Source organism: Marivita sp. S6314 (assembly GCF_023015985.1).
In the GTDB taxonomy this organism is placed as follows: domain Bacteria; phylum Pseudomonadota; class Alphaproteobacteria; order Rhodobacterales; family Rhodobacteraceae; genus Marivita.
In genome coordinates, this window is the sequence record NZ_JALKAO010000005.1 from 204,262 (window position 1) to 222,160 (window position 17,899).

The following is a 17,899-nucleotide window of genomic DNA, read 5'->3' on the forward strand; positions in this document are numbered from 1 at the left end:
GCACGTGATGGGGCCTGCGTCGAAAACAACGCTTGTCAAAAAGCCGGTGCGGCAGTAATTCCGCCCCCACGGTCGGGCTGTAGCGCAGCCTGGTAGCGCACCTGCTTCGGGAGCAGGGGGTCGGAGGTTCGAATCCTCTCAGCCCGACCAATTTCCAATCCTCATGGTTCTGAACCGGTGCAGGTGATCTGCCCGGTCAGTCCCGTTGGTTTTTCTGGACAGGTGTGTCCATTCATGCTCAGCTTTGGAAATGGACAGGACTGTCCAGACCAGTCGGGGACCGGGTGTCTGTTTTGGTTGGTCCACTTGGGAGCGCACCACATGAGGTCGGGGTATCGGACTGTTTTGCGGCGCACGCGGCTGATGGTCGGCATGCGGACTGCCGGGTCGGAGTGCGCGCGTGGGTGTTGAGTCGTCCACGCCAGCGCGCGGCGGGCGTCGTCGTGGCCGGGCGGCCAAGGCGGATGCAGCGCCAACGCGCGAGGTCGATTATCGCACCCTGAAGAACCCGTTCCCGCCAATGGACGTGTTTTCCACCGACCAGATCGCCAACATGCACGACACCGCGTTGCGCATCCTTGAAGAGCTGGGGATGAAGGTTCTGTTGCCAGAGGCGCGCGCGATTTTCGCGCGGGGCGGGACGCGTGTCGATGAGACCTCCGAGATGGTGTTTATCGGGCGCGACCTTGTCGAGGCCGCGTTGCAGACCGCGCCGAAATCCATCCTGTGCAAGGCCGGTGCGCGTCGGCGCGATGTTGTGCTGGAGCTGGGCAGCCTGGTGTTTCAACCGGGGGCCGGTGCGCCGCATGCGACCGATCTTGTGCGCGGGCGGCGTCCGGGCAGCGGGCAGGATTACCGGGAATACACGCAGATCGCGCATCACTTTGATGTCTTTCAGATGATGTCGCCATCGGTGGAACCCCAGGACGTGCCCACCCATCTGCGCCATTACTTTACCACCGAAGCGCAGCTGACGCTGACGGACAAGTTTCCGTTTATGTTTGCGCGGGGTACGCCGCAGACGGTGGACAATTTCGAGATGCTGCAGGCGTTTCGCGGGCTGTCTGACGATGCCTTTGTGGCGCAGCCGCACAGCTATACGATCATCAACACCAACAGCCCGCGCATGTTGGATGTGCCGATGGCGCAGGGGTTGATTGATTTTGCCCGCTTTGGCCAATTGTCGATTGTCACACCGTTTACGTTGATGGGGGCGATGGCCCCGATCACCGTGGCGGGTGCGATCACGCTCAGCCATGCCGAAGCCTTGGCGGCGATCACGCTCACCCAGTTGACGCGTCCCGGAGCGCCCATCTGTTATGGGACGTTTACGTCGAATGTAGACATGAAATCCGGCGCGCCTGCGTTTGGCACGCCGACGCATTTTCAGGCGTCCCTGGCGGCCGGTCAGCTGGCGCGGTTTATCGGGATGCCGTGGCGGTCGGCGGCGGGATCGGCGTCGAATTGCAACGATGTGCAGGCGGCAAACGAGAACCAGTTTGGCCTGTGGGGGTGCCTGATGGCCGGGGCGACCGTGGTGATCCATTCCGCCGGGTGGCTGGAGGGGGGATTGTCGGTGTCTTACGAAAAGCTCGTCACGGATGCCGAAGTGCTGAACATGGTAGCCGAACTGTGTGCCGGACGGCAGGCCGAGGCGGATGAGATCGGGTTTGACAACGCGCTGCTGCATGTCGATCCGGGCGGGCATTTCTTTGCCGCGCCGCAGACGATGGAGCGCTACAATTCGGAATTCTACGAGCCGATTGTGCATGACTATGCCAATTTCGGAACCTGGACTGAGCGCGGTGCGCAGGATGCGTCAACGCGGGCGACCGGGGTGTGGCAGGCGATTCTGGCCGAAGACAAACGGCCGGATCTGGAGGATGACCGGGTTGAGGCGCTGCGGGCCTTTATCGAGAAGCGGACCGCCGAGGGCGGCGCGCAACCGGAAAGCTGAGATGGCACAATCGCGCACGCCTGTTCTGCACCGGGATGATCCGGAGAAAGATCCGCTTGTCGGTCATGTCAAAGTCACCCGCGAGGATTGGCTGAACCTTGCCCGCAATGTGCTGGTGCAGGAGGGCGTGGGCGAGTTGAAGATCCTGTCGCTGAGCACCCGGATGGGTGTGTCGCGGTCCAGTTTCTATTGGTATTTCAAGAACCGTGCCGATCTGCTGGCGGCGTTGCTGGACGAGTGGGAGGCGCGGAACACGCGCACGATTGTCACCCATTGCGAGATGCCGGCAGATGACATCAATGCAGCGGTTTGCAATTTCTTTCGTTGTTTCGTGGATCCGGCGCTGTTTGACCGGGGTTTGGATTTTGCCGTGCGCGACTGGGCGCGGCGGGATGTGCAGGTCAACCAGCGGATCGAAGCCGCAGATGCGCAGCGGCTGGAGGCCATCAGCGCGATGTTCGCACGGTTTGGCTATGACGCGTATGACGCGGATATTCGGGCGCGCATCCTGTATTTTATGCAGATCGGCTATCATGCCGTGGAACTGCGCGAGCCGATGGAGGTGCGGATGAGCCGACTTGAAGGGTTTCTGCGCGGGTTCACCGGGCGTGAGCCGACCGAGGACACCATTGAGGCGTTTCGGGTTTTTGCCATGGCGACGGAGGCCCGACCATGACGCAGTATTCGGCCTTCCGCCTGTTTCGTGAGGGGCTGCGCGGGCATAAAGGTTGGGGCAAGGCCTGGCGGTCGCCCACGCTGCAACGTGCGTATGACGTCGTGATCATCGGCGGTGGTGGGCATGGGCTGGCAACCGCGTATTATCTTGCGCGCAATCACGGCATAAGGCGCGTTGCGGTGCTTGAGAAAGGCTGGCTGGGCGGCGGCAATACCGGGCGCAACACAACGGCGATCCGGTCGAATTACTTCTACCCGGAGAGTGCCGCGCTTTATGATCTGTCGGTGCGGCTGTACGAGGGATTGTCGAAAGAGCTGAACTACAACGTCATGTTTTCACAGCGCGGGATGCTGGTCTGCGCGCATTCCGAACATGACATGGAGATGGCAACCCGGCAGTACAACGCGATGCGGTTGAACGGGATTGATGCGGAATTGCTGACCCGCGAGGAGATCCGCAAACGCGTTCCGATCCTGAATGTCAGCGACACTGCGCGGTTCCCTGTCCATGGCGGCGTGAACCAGCCGCGTGGCGGGACCGGGCGGCATGACGCGGTTGCCTGGGGCTATGCGCGGGCGGCGGATCGGCTGGGGGTCGATATCATCCAGAACTGCGAGGTGCAGGGCTTTGTCATGGAGGCGGGGCGCTGCGTCGGGGTGCAAACCTCCCATGGTGAGGTGCGTGCGGGCGTTGTTGGCGCGGCCGTTGCGGGGCATTCGTCGGTTCTGGGACAACTGGCGGGGTATGATTTGCCGATCCATTCCTATGCGCTGCAGGCGTTTGTGTCAGAGCCGATCAAGCCGGTGCTGGATACGGTGGTTCTTGCCCCGGCCTATGGCACCTATGTCAGTCAATCCGACAAGGGCGGTTTGGTGCTGGGTGGTGGGTTGGACCGGGTGCCGTCTTACGGCCAGCGCGGCAACATGCCGGTGCAGGAGGGTGTGATCGGGAGCCTGATCGAGATGATGCCTGCTTTGGCAAAGGTGAAACTGCTGCGCCACTGGGGTGGGATCGTGGATGTGACGCCGGACAGCTCTCCGATCCTTGGGCCGTCCGGGGTGGACGGGATTTACCTGAACTGCGGCTGGGGGACTGGTGGGTTCAAGGCTATCCCGGCGGGGGGGTACCTGTTCGCGCATTTATTGGCGACGGGGCAGCATACCGACATCAGCCGCCCGTTTGACTTGAGCCGTTTCAAGACCGGGCGTTTGGTGGATGAAAGCGCCGCGTCCGGCATTGCGCATTAAGGGGATTTGGCATGCAGATTTTCACATGCCCGTTCTGTGGCCCGCGCGATGAGCGGGAATTCCACTTTGTTGCAGAGCAAGGCAAGGTGCGCCCCGACACCACGCAATCGGTGTCGGATGCGGATTGGGCGGCGTACCTGCACACGCAGCGCAATGAGAAGGGCCGGGTTCGGGAGGTGTGGATGCACACCACCTGCGACGAGGTGTTTGTGATGGAACGGCATTCCGTGTCGATGGAGGTTCTGGCCACAACCGCGTTGCGAAAGGAGTCGACATGACATCGTTCCGCATGCCCACAGGCGGGTTGATTGATCGGACACAACCGATCTCTTTCACGTTTGACGGTACAGCTTACCAGGGCTTCGCGGGCGACACGCTGGCCTCGGCCCTGCTGGCCAACGGGGTGCGCGTCATGGGGCGGAGCTTTAAGTACCACCGCCCGCGCAGTGTCTGGGGTGCGTGGGTTGATGAACCCAACGCGATCATGACCGTGTCGCTGGACGGGCGGGACCTGCCAAATTGTCTGGCAACCACAACGCCGCTGGAAGACGGGATGCAGGCGCGGTCGGTCAATGCCTGGCCGTCGGCGCAGTTCGATATCAAGGGCGGTCTGGACCTGTTTCATCGGTGGCTGGCGGCGGGGTTTTACTACAAGACGTTTATCTGGCCCGACTGGCATCTGTTCGAGCCGTCCATTCGCCGGATGGCGGGGTTGGGGGCCGTAAGCCACGACGTGCTTGATGGGTATATGTCGGACCAGATCCATGATCGGTGTGACGTGCTGGTGGTGGGCGGAGGACCGGCGGGGCTGGTCGCGGCAGTTGCTGCAGCGCAGTCCGGGCAACAGGTGGTTCTGGTCGATGATCATCCGACACTGGGCGGCAGTGGTTACCAATACGACCGGATCGAGGACATGGACCCGCAAGGCTGGGTCGCGGCACAGGTGCAGGCACTGACGGCGGCAGGCGGTCGGCTCTTGCGCGGGACAACGGCGTTTGGGGTCTATGATCACGGGTTGGTGGGTCTTGCAGAAGCAGGCCCGTTCGGCACTGCGCCCCGGCTTTGGCGGATGCGGGCGGATCGGATCATTCTGGCCAGCGGCGCGCTGGATCGGCAGATCACCTTTGCCAACAATGACCGCCCCGGTGTGATGTCGCTGTTCGGTGCCGCGGAGTATCTGGCGCGTTACGGGGTTATGGCCGGGCGCGATATCGCGGTGCTGAGCAACCATTCCTTTGCGGATCGCGTCACGCAGCGGCTGACAGATGCCGGTGCGCGGATTGTGCCGGTTGATCCGGTGACAGACACACCGCGAGTGATCGGGGTGAAGACGCTTAAGGCCATCGACACCGGAACGCGGACGCATCCGGTGGATACGGTGCTTGTTTCCGGGGGGGTCACGCCCTTGGTGCATCTTTGGCGACATGCGGGAGGCAAGCTGGATTGGTGCGACCAGCGGCAGGCCTTTGTGCCGGGTGCGGCCCCAAAAGGCATGGTCGCCGTTGGAGCGGCAAACGGGACGTTTGATCTTGAGCCGGCGTTGGAAGAGGCGCGCGGGGTTGGCGCAGCTGAGACAACGACCCGTCCGTCATGTTCGATCAAACTGACGCGCCTGGTGCCAAAGCTGGGAACAACGGCACGGCAATGGATCGATCTGCAGCATGATGTGACGCTCAAGGATATCGAGATGGCGGCGCGGGAAAACTATGTCTCGGTCGAGCATCTGAAACGCTACACGACGCTGGGCATGGCGTCGGATCAGGGAAAGACGTCGAACATGGCTGGGTTGGCCGCAATGGCGGCGGTGCAGGATGTGGCGCTTCCCGAGGTGGGCACAACCACCTTCCGGCCGCCTTTTGTGCCGATCCCGCTTGAGACCTATCACGGGCGGATCTCAGGAGAGTTGCGTAATCCGGTCAAACGCCTGCCGCTGGAGGCGCGGCATCGCGCGGCGGACGCGGCGTTGTGCGAATATGGCGGGTGGCTGCGGCCCGGTTGGTACGGAAGCGGCGATCCGAAGCAGCACATTCAGGCCGAGGCGAAGATGGCGCGCGAAACGGCGGGTATTCTGGACGGGTCGCCTTTGGGCAAGATCGAGGTCATGGGGCCGGATGCCGAGGCGTTTCTGAATTTTGTCTATTACAACACGATCCGCACAATGAAACCGGGGCAGATCCGCTACGGGTTCATGCTGACCGAAGGCGGGATTGTCTATGATGACGGTGTGGTCAGTCGCGTCGGTCAGAACCGGTTTATCGTGTCCTGTTCATCCAGCCATGTGGACGGCGTGCGGGCGCATCTTGAGGCGTGGCGTCAGGATGGGAATGATCCGGACCGGATCTTTGTTCACGACCTGACGCAGCACTGGGCAACGGTGACGGTCACCGGGCCAAAAGCGCGTGATCTCGTGGGTGCGCTGGGGCTGGAGGTTGATCTGTCGGCAGCGGCGTTCCCGCATATGACCTTTCGAGAGGCGCGTTTCCACGGCCATACGGTGCGCATCGCGCGGGTGAGTTTTTCCGGGGATCTTTGTTACGAGATGTCGATCCGCGCCAGTCAGGCGGAGCGGCTTTGGGATGCGGTGGTTGCGGCGGGACAGGCCGTGGGGGCTGCGCCGATCGGGATCGAGGCCATGTCGATCCTGCGGGCCGAGAAAGGCTACATCATCATCGGCAAAGACACAGATGGCGAAACGATGCCGCATGATCTTGGGGTGTCCGCGCCGCGCGACAGGAAGACGGCCGCCTATATCGGGGATCGCAGCTTGCAGAGTGAGACGGCACAGGAGGCCTGTCGCAAGACGCTGGTCGGATTGGCGGTGGCTGAAGGGGACGCGCCTTTGGTGACCGGGGCGCATGCCATTACCACTGGCGGGTCGCCGCGATCAGTTGGGTATGTCACGTCGAGCTATTTCAGCCCGTTTCTTGGCCATCCGGTTGCCATGGGATTGATCGAGGGCGGCGCCGCGCGCATCGGCGAGACGATTGAGGTGTGGCATGACGGTGAACGCAGAACCGCCACGCTTTGCGCGCCGTGTTTCTATGATCCGGACGGGGGCAGGCTGCATGCGGGATGATCGCAACAAATGGGCTGCTTCCGGTACGTTGGGGGATGGCTTCGAGATCGGGGATGTTGTCGTGTCGCGTGTGCGCGTTTCCCGGCAGCTTTTGGTGTCCGGGCCGCGTGTGCGGACCCAGATTGATGTGCCGACTGTGGGCTGGCCGGAGATCTGTGAGGCGACCACCTATGCGCTGAGCCTGCGCCGCGACCGGGTTCTGGTGGTGAACGGAGACCCCGTAGAGGACGGCTGGGACGACGCGACATCGCAAGCCCGCTCTGACGCAAGCGATCTTTACAGCGTGTTCGATCTGTCGGGGCGCGATGCGTTCAATGTTGTGAAGCGGGGCACCGAGATTTCGATGGAGTCGCCGTCCAGAAGCGTGTTGCGGCGGTTTTTTGGGCTTCAGGTGATGCTTTACCGTGTTCAGGCGGAAGACCGGTTTCGGTTGCACGTTGCGCGCGCGTCCGAAGATGCGCTGCTTGGGTATCTTGAGAGCGCGGCTGGGTCTGCATGGGCGGCGCGGAGCCGTTGACCGTCGGGTCGTGACGCGGTTTTTGGTTACGCGGAGGCTGCGGCTTTCAAGCCGCCTGCGGCAAAGGTTGGAACATACGCGCCCAATTGCGCGGCACGTTCCGGGTTTGACGCATTGCCATCCAAGGCGCGGCGTTTGACGCCTTGCAGGATCGAGGCCATCCGGAAAAAGCTGAAGGCGAGGTAGAAGCCGAACCGGTCGATACCCGGCAGGCCCATGCGTGCGCAATAGCTGTCGATGAAATCCTGGTCTTCGGGGATGCCAAGTGCGGTGCGGTCCACGCCTGCCAAGCCGCGTCCGGAGTCGCCCGTGGGCAGGGACCATTGCATGATGACGGCGGCGAGGTCGGCAAACGGGTGGCCCAGCGTCGACAGCTCCCAATCCAATACGGCGACGCATCGGGGCGCGTCTGGCGCAAACAGCAGATTGTCGATGCGGTAATCGCCATGCACCAGCGTCACGCGGCCATCGTCGTCGGGCAGATTCGAGCCCAGCCAGTCGATCAGGGCGTCCATGTCTGCAACCGGTTCCGTTTCGCTGGCGCGGTATTGTTTGGTCCAGCGGTCGATCTGGCGCTGGTAATAGCTGCCTTGCGGTCCGTAATTGGCAAGGCCTGTTGCCGTCAGATCAACTGAGTGAATCGCGGTGAGGACACGGTTCATGTCGTCGAAAATCGCGGCCCTGTCCGCGGCGCTGACATCTGGCACACGCGGGTCGACGAAGGTGCGGCCGTCGACATGATCCATCACGTAGAACATCGCCCCGGTGACGGTATCGTCGTCGCACAGCGCGTGCATCCGGGTGACGGGAACATCGCTGTCGACCAAGGCCTGCTGCACCCGAAATTCGCGGTCGACCGAATGGGCGGATTTCAACAACTGGCCGGGCGGTTTGCGACGCAGCACATAAGCGCCCGATGGGGATATCAATTTGAAGGTTGGGTTCGACTGCCCGGTGGCAAACTTGGTGGCGTTGAGCGGACCGCGAAACCCGGTCACATTGTCGGCCATCCATGCCGCGATGGCGTCTCTATCCAGCAAGTCTGTCATGCGTTGGAGTATTTGCGCAGTTCGGCGCGGGCCACCTGACGACGATGCACGGCATCGGGACCATCGGCAAAGCGCAGGGTGCGCAGATGTGTCCACATCCGCCAAAGCGGGGTGTCCTGACTTATGCCGGTGCCTCCGTAAAGCTGCATGGCCTCGTCCACGACTTTCAGCGACATGAGCGGGGCGACCACCTTGATCTGGCTGATCCACGGTTGCGCGGCGCGGGTGCCTTGGGTGTCCATCATCCATGCGGCCTTGAGACAGAGCAGGCGCGCCTGTTCGATCTCCATCCGCGCATTGGCGATGATGTCGTAGTTGGCACCCAGTTCGATGATCGGCTTGCCAAATGCCTCGCGTTGCATCCCGCGCTGGCACATGAGTTGCAGGGCTTTTTCGGCCAGACCGATAGAGCGCATACAGTGGTGAATACGGCCCGGCCCAAGGCGGCCTTGCGCCACTTCGAACCCGCGCCCTTCACCGAGCACGATGTTCTTGGAGGGGATGCGCACGTCGGTGAATTTCAGGTGCATATGCCCATGCGGGGCGTCGTCTTGTCCAAACACATGCATGGGGCGCAGCACCTCGATCCCCGGCGTGTCGGCGTCCATAACGAACATGGTGTGACGGCTGTGCTTGGATGCGTCCGGGTCCGAACAGGCCATGAGGATGTAAAGCGCGCAGCGCGGATCGCCTGCGCCGGAAATCCAGTACTTTTCGCCGTTCAGGACCCAATCGTCGCCGTCCTTCTTGGCTTCGAACGCCAGTTGCGCGGCGTCGGAGGAGGCGACATTGGGTTCGGTCATCACGTAGGCGGAACGGATGTCACCGTCGAGCAACCGCGTCAGCCAGCGGTCTTTCATCCACTGCGCGCCGTAGCGTTCGAGCACCTCCATGTTGCCGGTGTCGGGGGCGGAACAGTTGAACACTTCTGCGGCGAGATGCACTTTGCCCATCTCTTCGGCGAGGTAGGCGTATTCAACGGTAGTCAGGCCGTGGCCTTTGTCACTGTCGGTCAGCCAGAAGTTCCAGAGACCGCGCGCTTTGGCTTTGCCTTTCAGTGCATCCAAAATCGCAAGCTGTCGGTCAGTCAGTTGAAAACGATCTCCGGACGGATGCTTGCCAACTTCGTCGTGGTATTCCGCATCCAGGTGCGCGATCTCGGTCTCGACCATATCGCGCACCTGATCGACCAGCGCCTTGACGCGATCTGACATTCCTAGGTCCATAAGGCTTCTCCCTGCCGCATAGCTGTCACGCTACGGCGTGTGACACACAACATCCAGATCAGACATCTCTTTCCTCTTGCCGAAAATACCTCGGGAGTGTGAGGGCAGAGCCTTCACATGCGTCAAAGGCGCATTCCGGTCGGATTGGCGAAGCCAATTCGAAATCAGAAGTCGAGGTTCTCGACGCTCAGAGCGTTCTGTTGAATGAACTCCCGGCGGGGTTCAACCACATCACCCATCAGCTTGGTAAAGAGATCATCCGCCTCGGTCATATCATCGACCTTGACCTGCAACAGCGTGCGCGCATCCGGGTCCAGCGTGGTTTCCCAAAGCTGATCGGGGTTCATTTCGCCCAGACCCTTGTAGCGCTGGAGGGACAGGCCTTTTTCGCCTTCCTCAAGGATCGCGGTTAGCAGGTCGAGCGGCCCGTGAATGACCTGCCGCCGATCCTTGCGTTCCAGCATGGCGGGTTTGTCATAGACGGCCTGAAGGCTTTCCGTGAAGCTGCCGGTCTTGCGCGCCTCGCCAGAGCGAAGCATCGGGCCGTCCAGTGTGCGCACTTCTTCAACACCGCGCAGGATACGCGCCAGTCGGACGCCACGGTCCTGCGTGATCCGGCCCTGCCAACCGCGTTCATATTCAAGCGCGATGAGGTCAAGACGTTGGGCCACCTTGTCGGCCACGCCTTGCAGGTCGGCATCTACAGCGCCCGATACAAACGCGCCTGCGATGGCGGCTTGTTCAAGGATGTGGCGGGGGTAATGCGTCGGGAAGGCGTCCAACACGCGGCGCAGCTGGCGGGCTTCTTCGACAACGCGCTTGAGGTCTTGGCCGGTGATGACCTCACCATTGCCTTGTCGCAGCTGCGCACCATCGACGCCTTGCTCGATCAGGTAGTCGTCCAGCGCGGCCTGATCCTTGAGATACACCTCGGACTTACCGCGCGCGACTTTGTAAAGTGGCGGTTGCGCGATGTAGAGGTAGCCGCCTTCGATCAGTTCGGGCATCTGACGGTAGAAGAACGTCAGAAGCAGGGTACGGATATGCGCGCCGTCGACGTCCGCGTCGGTCATGATGACGATCTTGTGGTAGCGCAGCTTCGAGATGTCGAATTCATCCCGACCGATCCCGGTGCCGAGCGCCATGACAAGGTTGCCGATCTCCTGGCTGCCCAGCATCCGGTCAAACCGCGCGCGTTCGACGTTCAGGATTTTCCCGCGCAGGGGCAGGACGGCTTGCGTGCGACGGTCGCGTCCGGTTTGGGCAGAGCCGCCAGCGCTGTCGCCCTCGACGAGGAAGACTTCGGTCAGCGACGGGTCCTTTTCGGAGCAGTCTTTCAGTTTGCCCGCCAGGTAGTTCACGTCCATCGCCGTCTTGCGCCGGGTCAGTTCGCGCGCCTTGCGGGCGGCTTCACGGGCGAGGGCGGCTTCGATGATTTTGCCGACGATGATCTTGGCCTCGTTGGGGTTCTCTTCGAACCATTCGGCGAGCTTTTCGTTCACAAGGCTTTCGACGGCGGGGCGCACCTCGGAAGACACCAGCTTGTCTTTCGTCTGGCTGGAGAATTTCGGGTCCGGCACTTTGACGGATAGCACGCAGGTCAGGCCTTCGCGGGCGTCGTCGCCGGTGAAGCTGACCTTTTCTTTCTTCGCGATGCCCGAAGACTGCGCGTAGTTGTTGATCGTCCGCGTCAGAGCGCCCCGGAAACCCGCCATATGCGTGCCGCCGTCGCGCTGGGGGATGTTGTTGGTGAAGGGCAGGACCGTTTCGTGGTAACTGTCGTTCCACCACATCGCGACCTCGACGCCGATGCCGTCTTTTTCGCCCACCATGAAGATCGGTTCCGGCATGATCGAGGATTTGGAGCGGTCGAGGTATTTCACAAACTCGCGCACGCCGCCTTCGTAGAACAGCTCGGACTTGAGAGGTTCTGCCGGGCGTTCGTCTTCGAGAATGATGCGCACGCCCGAGTTCAGGAACGCGAGTTCGCGCAGGCGCTTTTCCAGAGTATGGAAGTCGTATTCGAGGTTCGAGAAGGTCGTTGTGGACGCGAGGAAACGCACTTCGGTGCCTTTTTCGCCGTTTGCGTCGCCGACGACTTCAAGGTGTTTGACCGTGTCGCCGCGTTCGAAGCGCGCGATGTGTTCCTTGCCGTTGCGCCAGACGCGGAGTTCGAGCCAATCGGACAGGGCGTTGACCACGGACACACCGACACCGTGCAGACCGCCGGAGACCTTGTAGGAGTTCTGGTCGAATTTACCGCCCGCGTGCAGTTGGGTCATGATGACCTCTGCCGCAGACACGCCTTCTTCCTCGTGGATATCGACGGGAATGCCGCGCCCGTTGTCGCGCACGGAGACGCTGCTGTCGGCATGGATTTTGACGCGCACAAAGTCAGCGTGACCGGCCAGAGCCTCGTCAATGCCGTTGTCCACGACTTCGTAGACCATGTGGTGCAAGCCCGAGCCGTCGTCAGTGTCGCCGATATACATGCCCGGACGTTTGCGGACGGCTTCCAAGCCTTTGAGAACCTTAATGGAATCCGCGCCGTATTCTTCCGGTGCCTGTGCGGGGTCTGCCATGGATTTACCCTTTGTTATTCTCGCAATTTTATACGCGAAACGCAGAGGGTTGTCACGCAACTGACACAAGATTTAGCGGTTGGCTGTTCGCGGGGGCGGACGCCGCGTCAGGCGGGGTTCACCTGTGTCACGGATGTTTGGCCAGCGGTGTCGGTGACTTCGAAATACTGCGCGCGCGGGCCCAGTTCGGTGAACAGTTCTGCGCCGGTTCCCGTCATCCAGGCCTGCGCGCCAAGAGCGCAGATTTCGTCATAGAGGGCAGCGCGGCGTTGGGCATCCAGATGGGCTGCGACCTCGTCCAGTAACACGATGGGCGGCGCGCCGAAGTCTTCGACCAACGCGCGGGCGTTTGACAGCACAAGCGAGATCAGAAGCGCCTTTTGTTCGCCCGTGGAACTGTCGGCGGCAGGAACACCCTTGGCGGCGAACACGCCGTAGAGATCGGCGCGGTGTGGTCCGACCAGTGTGCGCCCGGCGGCCAGATCGCGAAAGCGGCTTTCCTCGAACGCGGCGCGCAGGTCATCTTCGGTGTCGGGCATTTCGCCTTCGGTTTGGGTCAGGTCCAACTGCGCCGCCGGGAATTGCGTGCTGGCCTGATCCTGTGCCTGCGCGATCCGGTCCAACGCGCGCTGGCGGTTGTGGTGGATCACGATACCGGAAGCCGCCATCTGGGCTTCGAGTGCCTTGTACCACATCGGATCGCGGACCTGATCCTTGAGCAGCCGGTTGCGTTCGCGCATCGCCTTTTCGTAGGTCAGCGACGCTTCGGCATGGTTCGGAAAAAAGCTGAGGGTCATGCGGTCCAGAAACCGCCGCCGCCCTTCGGCCCCTTCGATCCAGAGACGGTCCATCGACGGGAGCAGCCACAACAGGCGCACGAGTTCACCCAGGCGGGATTGCGGTGCGGGTTTGTCGTTGATCTTGACCTGACGCGGCGCGCCCTGGTCGGACGTGAACGCGATGCCTTGAAGTCCTTCGGGAGTTTCCACCAGTCCGCTGATCTTCCAGCCCAGTGCCTCTGGCCGGCGTGTCATGTCCTGCGCGGAGGCGCGTCGCATCCCGCGACCGGGAGAAAACAGCGACACCGCTTCGATCAGGTTTGTCTTGCCCGCGCCATTGGGGCCGTAGAGCACTACGGGACGCGTGTCAGGTTCCAGAGACACATGGAGATGTGACCGAAAATGCGACAGCGTCAGGCGATGGATACGAAGCGGCAATTGCGCCCCCGTTCAAAGGCGCAATGGGGTCACACCCGCATTGGCATCACGACGTAAACGGCGCTGGTGTCGTTGCCTTCGCGCATGAGCGTCGGGTCGCCTGCGGAGTTGAACATGAAGACGGCGTTTTCGCGGTCGACCTGGCTGGCGATTTCAAGAAGGTACTTTGCGTTGAAGCCAATCTCCAACCGGTCATCGCCGTAAGCCACGGCCAGTTCTTCTTCGGCAGCGCCGCTGTCGGGGGCGTTGACGGACAGGATCAGGCGGTCTTCGTCCAGTTGCATTTTCACCGCGCGGGAGCGTTCGGACGATACGGTGGCGACGCGGTCCACGGCTTTGGCGAATTCGGCAGCGTCGACTTCAAGCCGCCGCGTGTTGCCTTGCGGAATGACGCGTGTGTAATCCGGAAAGGTGCCGTCAATCACCTTGGAGGTCAGGGTGATGTCGGGCGTGGCAAAGCGGACCTTGGTTTCCGAAACGGAAACGGCGATCTGCATATCGTCATCGTCCAGAAGCTTGCGCAGCTCGCCAACCGTTTTGCGCGGCACGATCACGCCGGGCATGTCTGCCGCGCCGCTGGGCAGTTCGGCATCAATGCGCGCGAGGCGGTGGCCGTCGGTGGCAACACAGCGCAGCGCTTTGCCGTCTTCGCCATCCGCCACATGCATGTAGACGCCGTTGAGGTAGTAGCGTGTTTCCTCTGTCGAGATGGCGAATTTTGATTTGTCGAAGAGACGACGCAGGGTTGGCGCCGGGGCCGAGAAGTTCGCGGTGTATTCGGACGAAGCCATGACCGGGAAGTCTTCTTTTGGCAGCGTCGCCAGAGAGAAGTTCGAACGACCGGCTTCGACGGTAAGGCGACCGGAAGCGCTGTCCTCGGACAAGGACACCAACGCGCCGTCGGGCAGTTTGCGGACAATCTCGTGCAGGGTCACGGCCGAGACCGTGGTTGCGCCTGCACGTTCCACCTGCGCCACGGCGCGATCAACCACTTCGATGTCGAGATCGGTTGCGCGGAACTGAACCGTTTCGCCTTCGGCTTCGATCAGGACGTTTGCCAGGATCGGGATGGTATTCCGCCGCTCCACCACGGATTGCGCTTGCGAGACAGCTTTCAGAAGCGTCCCTCGTTCCATGCTGAATTTCATGCGTTCATCCCCCGACTGGCCGGACGCCGACAGTAACCCCCATTTGGGTTGCTCTCCAAGCCCTTAGTTTTGCAATTTCTTGGCTGGATTCCGCGCAGGGTCAAGGGCAGGCGTGCAGTAAGACACGCAATGCCCCCCTTTGTTGTGTCTGGGACTCAGGCTTCGAGCGATCTGCGGAGCAGTTCAACGTCTTCGGCGATCTGCGCGTCCTGCTTCTTGAGTTCTTCGATGCGGCGCACACCATGCATGACCGTCGTGTGATCGCGCCCCCCAAAATGACGGCCTATTTCGGGAAGCGAACGCGTTGTGAGTTGCTTGCACAGATACATGGCGATCTGACGTGGACGGGCAAAGGTCCGCACGCGCTTGGGCCCGACCAGATCGGAATGACGGATCAGGTAGTGATCCGCGACCTTGCGCTGGATCTCCTCGATGGAGACCTTGCGTTCGGACACGCGCAGGATGTCGGTCAGGCATTCTTGCGTCAGGTCCATCGTGATCGGTTTGCCGATCAGCGAGGCGAAGGCGAACAGACGGGTCAGCGCGCCTTCGAGGATGCGGACGTTGCTGACAATCCGTGCCGCGAGAAATTCGAGGATGCCTTTCTCGACTTCGAGGCCGGGATACATCCGGCTGTACATTTCGGACTTCGACTGAAGGATCCCAAGTCGCAATTCATAGTCGGTTGGGTGCAGGTCCACCACGAGCCCGCTTTGCAGGCGTGATCGGATGCGGTTCTCAAGATCCTTGATTTCGTCCGGGGCGCGGTCAGCGGAGATGATGATCTGCTTGTTCTGATCGACCAGGGCATTGAACGTGTGGAAGAACTCTTCCTGTGTGCTGTCCTTGCCGGCGATAAACTGTACGTCGTCAACCATCAGCACGTCGACCGAGCGGAACAGTTCCTTGAAGTCCATCATCTTGCGGTCGCGCAGGGCCTGTACAAAGCGATACATGAACTGTTCGGCCGACAGGTTGAGGACATTCAAGTGCGGCTGGCGCGTGCGCAGTTCCCAGGCAATCGCGTGCATCAGGTGGGTTTTGCCCAAACCGACGCCGCCATAGAGAAACAGCGGGTTGAACGTGACAGGGCCACCTTCTGCCACGCGCTTGGCGGCGGCATGTGCAAGTTCGTTGGGCTTGCCAACGACAAAGCTGTCGAAGGTGAAGCGCTTGTCGAGGGGTGATCCGTTCAGCGCGTCAGACTGCGGCGCGGTTTCTTCTTCTCCGACGAATTGCGGCGCAGCAACGGGGGCGGGCGCGGCTGCTTTTGGCGAGGCAGCCTTTGGAGCAGATGTTTCGAACGCGATGCGGCGGATGGTAGGGTCGACGTTGGCGACCTTTGACAGGATTACGTCGCCAAAGTTCTGGGACACGTAGTTGCCCATGAAATTTGTGGGAACCTGAAAACGGGCGATCCCGTCTTTCGTACCCAAATAAACCAGCGGCTTTATCCAGTTCTTAAAGCTGTTCTCACCAAGCGTTTCACTAAGCTCTTTCCGAATGGATCCCCATTGATCGCCAGTCATCGTATCCCCTGTCCCAACACTGTCTGTCGCGTGCTTGAACACACGCTGGTTCCGCTTTTCGAGGCAAATTATGCCTCTGCGATGCACATCAGTGGGCGAAAGAATGACAATGGCGTCCGGGGCATCCCGGACACAAAGCATCAGGCGTGCAGACCCGTTATTCGGGGGTCTGCAACAGCCAATCTATCAATTTGGACAAGGCATTTGATCGCTGATCAAACTGCAGAGCCGGTTCTTCGTTGAGGCAGTTTTCGTTCAACGTCGATCCGGCGGGACCTGTCCCCCCAAGTGCGATGTGACTCGCTGGGAAGACGTTATCAGTCTGAAATTGGCCCCATCAACAGTTCTTATTTCTTGACTCCGGAATCGCTGAAAAAGAATCTCAAACCGGTGCAAAGCTGCGCAAGCATCAGCAAAAAACGCCGTCCCTCTCGGAACGGCGTCTTGATTTTCGAGAACGGTTTTGTCAGCCGCCGATTCTTAGCCGAGCGCTTTGACGCGGGCGGAAAGGCGCGACACTTTGCGGGACGCTGTGTTCTTGTGGAAGACGCCTTTGGTCACGCCGCGCATGATTTCGGGCTGTGCTGCGCGCAGGGCGGCTGTTGCCGCTTCCTTGTCGCCGGACGCGATTGCTTCTTCGACTTTGCGGAGGAATGTACGGATGCGCGAACGACGCGCTTTGTTGACGGCGAAGCGCTTTTCGTTCTGACGTGCGCGCTTTTTGGCCTGGGGCGAATTTGCCATGTGATCAGTTCCTTGGTCTTTGGTTCGAATTGGGGTGCACAATGAAAGCCAGCCCGGATCAGAACCGGAACGAATCTTGCCAAGCGGGCATCACGCGCATTTCTGGGGCGCGTATAGCCCCAGTTTCGGTTGGTGAAAAGAGTTTATCTGTCGCGGAACTGTGCCGTGCGCTTTTCGAGGAACGCCGCCATGCCCTCTTTCTGATCTTCTGTCGCAAAAAGCGAATGGAAGAGACGGCGCTCTGCCAGCAAACCTTCGGCAAGCGTGGTCTCATAGGCGCGATTGACGGCCTCTTTCACGGCAAAGGTGGCTAGCATGGATTTCTCGGCGATTTTCGCAGCGGCAGAGTGCGCTTCTTCCATCAGAGTCTTGGCGGGAACAACCCGGCTGACCAATCCGGCGCGTTCGGCTTCTTCGGCATCCATGAAGCGCCCGGTGAGGTGCATGTCCATGGATTTCGATTTGCCGACAAACCGTGTGAGGCGCTGTGTCCCGCCGATGCCTGCGACAACGCCAAGGTTGATTTCCGGCTGGCCGAATTTGGCTGTGTCAGAGGCGATGATGAAGTCGCACATCATGGCAAGTTCGCACCCACCGCCCAGCGCATAGCCCGACACGGCCGCGATAATCGGTTTGCGGGTTTTGACGACCGCTTGCGATTCGGCGCCAAAGAAGTCCGACATGAACACTTCGACAAAGCTTTTCTCGGACATCTCTTTGATGTCGGCGCCTGCTGCAAATGCCTTGGAGGATCCGGTCAGGATAATGCATCGGACCTTTTCGTTTGCGTCCGCGTCCTCAAGTGCGCTTGCGAGTTCGGTCAGCAACTGGGTGTTGAGCGCATTGAGCGCGTCGGGCCGGTTGAGTTTGATAGTCGCAATGTGATCTTCGATTTCGACGATGATCGACTCATATGCCATGGGAGAGGGCT

General features: G+C 60.9%; 14 protein-coding genes and 1 tRNA gene. 7 read left to right on the forward strand and 8 right to left on the reverse strand.

What is annotated here, in order from left to right; all coding sequences use genetic code 11:
- Positions 1–73 precede the first annotated feature (73 nt).
- The 7 genes from MWU54_RS15165 (at position 74) to MWU54_RS15195 (ending at position 7,473) form a co-directional block, all read left to right on the forward strand.
- Positions 74–150 (forward strand) — tRNA-Pro (locus MWU54_RS15165).
- Between the two features lie 250 nt (positions 151–400).
- A complete protein-coding gene (locus tag MWU54_RS15170) occupies positions 401–1,957 on the forward strand; it encodes a trimethylamine methyltransferase family protein (protein WP_247085368.1) in 1,557 nt (518 codons plus the stop codon).
- Position 1,958: 1 nt separating this feature from the next.
- Positions 1,959–2,633, forward strand: a complete 675-nt coding sequence (locus tag MWU54_RS15175) for a TetR/AcrR family transcriptional regulator (protein ID WP_247085370.1) — start codon at positions 1,959–1,961, stop codon at positions 2,631–2,633.
- Complete coding sequence (locus MWU54_RS15180; protein ID WP_247085372.1) at positions 2,630–3,880, forward strand: sarcosine oxidase subunit beta family protein; 1,251 nt, start codon at positions 2,630–2,632, stop codon at positions 3,878–3,880. The genes MWU54_RS15175 and MWU54_RS15180 overlap by 4 nt, the downstream gene beginning before the upstream one ends.
- An 11-nt stretch (positions 3,881–3,891) precedes the next feature.
- Complete coding sequence (locus tag MWU54_RS15185; protein WP_247085374.1) at positions 3,892–4,158, forward strand: sarcosine oxidase subunit delta; 267 nt, start codon at positions 3,892–3,894, stop codon at positions 4,156–4,158.
- Positions 4,155–6,956: a 2Fe-2S iron-sulfur cluster-binding protein gene (locus MWU54_RS15190; protein WP_247085376.1), complete on the forward strand. Its 2,802-nt coding sequence runs from the start codon at positions 4,155–4,157 to the stop codon at positions 6,954–6,956. The genes MWU54_RS15185 and MWU54_RS15190 overlap by 4 nt, the downstream gene beginning before the upstream one ends.
- Positions 6,946–7,473, forward strand: coding sequence for a hypothetical protein (locus MWU54_RS15195; protein ID WP_247085378.1), 528 nt, complete (start codon positions 6,946–6,948; stop codon positions 7,471–7,473). The genes MWU54_RS15190 and MWU54_RS15195 overlap by 11 nt, the downstream gene beginning before the upstream one ends.
- A 26-nt stretch (positions 7,474–7,499) precedes the next feature.
- Here the strand turns inward: MWU54_RS15195 and MWU54_RS15200 are convergent, their stop codons facing one another.
- The 8 genes from MWU54_RS15200 to MWU54_RS15235 all read right to left on the reverse strand — a co-directional run bounded on the left by MWU54_RS15200 (position 7,500) and on the right by MWU54_RS15235 (position 17,888).
- On the reverse strand, positions 7,500–8,522 hold the full coding sequence (locus tag MWU54_RS15200) for a phosphotransferase (RefSeq protein WP_247085381.1): 1,023 nt from the start codon (positions 8,520–8,522) through the stop codon (positions 7,500–7,502).
- Positions 8,519–9,748 carry an acyl-CoA dehydrogenase family protein gene (locus MWU54_RS15205; RefSeq protein ID WP_247085383.1) on the reverse strand — a complete coding sequence of 410 codons (1,230 nt, stop codon included), beginning with the start codon at positions 9,746–9,748 and terminating at the stop codon, positions 8,519–8,521. The genes MWU54_RS15200 and MWU54_RS15205 overlap by 4 nt, the downstream gene beginning before the upstream one ends.
- Before the next feature lie 164 nt (positions 9,749–9,912).
- Complete coding sequence (gene gyrB, locus MWU54_RS15210) at positions 9,913–12,330, reverse strand: DNA topoisomerase (ATP-hydrolyzing) subunit B (RefSeq protein ID WP_247085385.1); 2,418 nt, start codon at positions 12,328–12,330, stop codon at positions 9,913–9,915.
- Between the two features lie 107 nt (positions 12,331–12,437).
- Positions 12,438–13,547, reverse strand: a complete 1,110-nt coding sequence (recF, locus tag MWU54_RS15215) for a DNA replication/repair protein RecF (RefSeq protein ID WP_247085387.1) — start codon at positions 13,545–13,547, stop codon at positions 12,438–12,440.
- Between the two features lie 29 nt (positions 13,548–13,576).
- Positions 13,577–14,695 carry a DNA polymerase III subunit beta gene (gene dnaN / locus MWU54_RS15220; protein ID WP_247085389.1) on the reverse strand — a complete coding sequence of 373 codons (1,119 nt, stop codon included), beginning with the start codon at positions 14,693–14,695 and terminating at the stop codon, positions 13,577–13,579.
- 155 nt (positions 14,696–14,850) lie between these two features.
- Complete coding sequence (dnaA, locus tag MWU54_RS15225; RefSeq protein WP_247085391.1) at positions 14,851–16,224, reverse strand: chromosomal replication initiator protein DnaA; 1,374 nt, start codon at positions 16,222–16,224, stop codon at positions 14,851–14,853.
- A 480-nt stretch (positions 16,225–16,704) separates the two neighbouring features.
- Positions 16,705–16,968 carry a 30S ribosomal protein S20 gene (rpsT, locus tag MWU54_RS15230; RefSeq protein WP_247085393.1) on the reverse strand — a complete coding sequence of 88 codons (264 nt, stop codon included), beginning with the start codon at positions 16,966–16,968 and terminating at the stop codon, positions 16,705–16,707.
- Between the two features lie 143 nt (positions 16,969–17,111).
- On the reverse strand, positions 17,112–17,888 hold the full coding sequence (locus MWU54_RS15235) for an enoyl-CoA hydratase (RefSeq protein WP_247085395.1): 777 nt from the start codon (positions 17,886–17,888) through the stop codon (positions 17,112–17,114).
- Between the last annotated feature and the right edge of the window lie 11 nt (positions 17,889–17,899).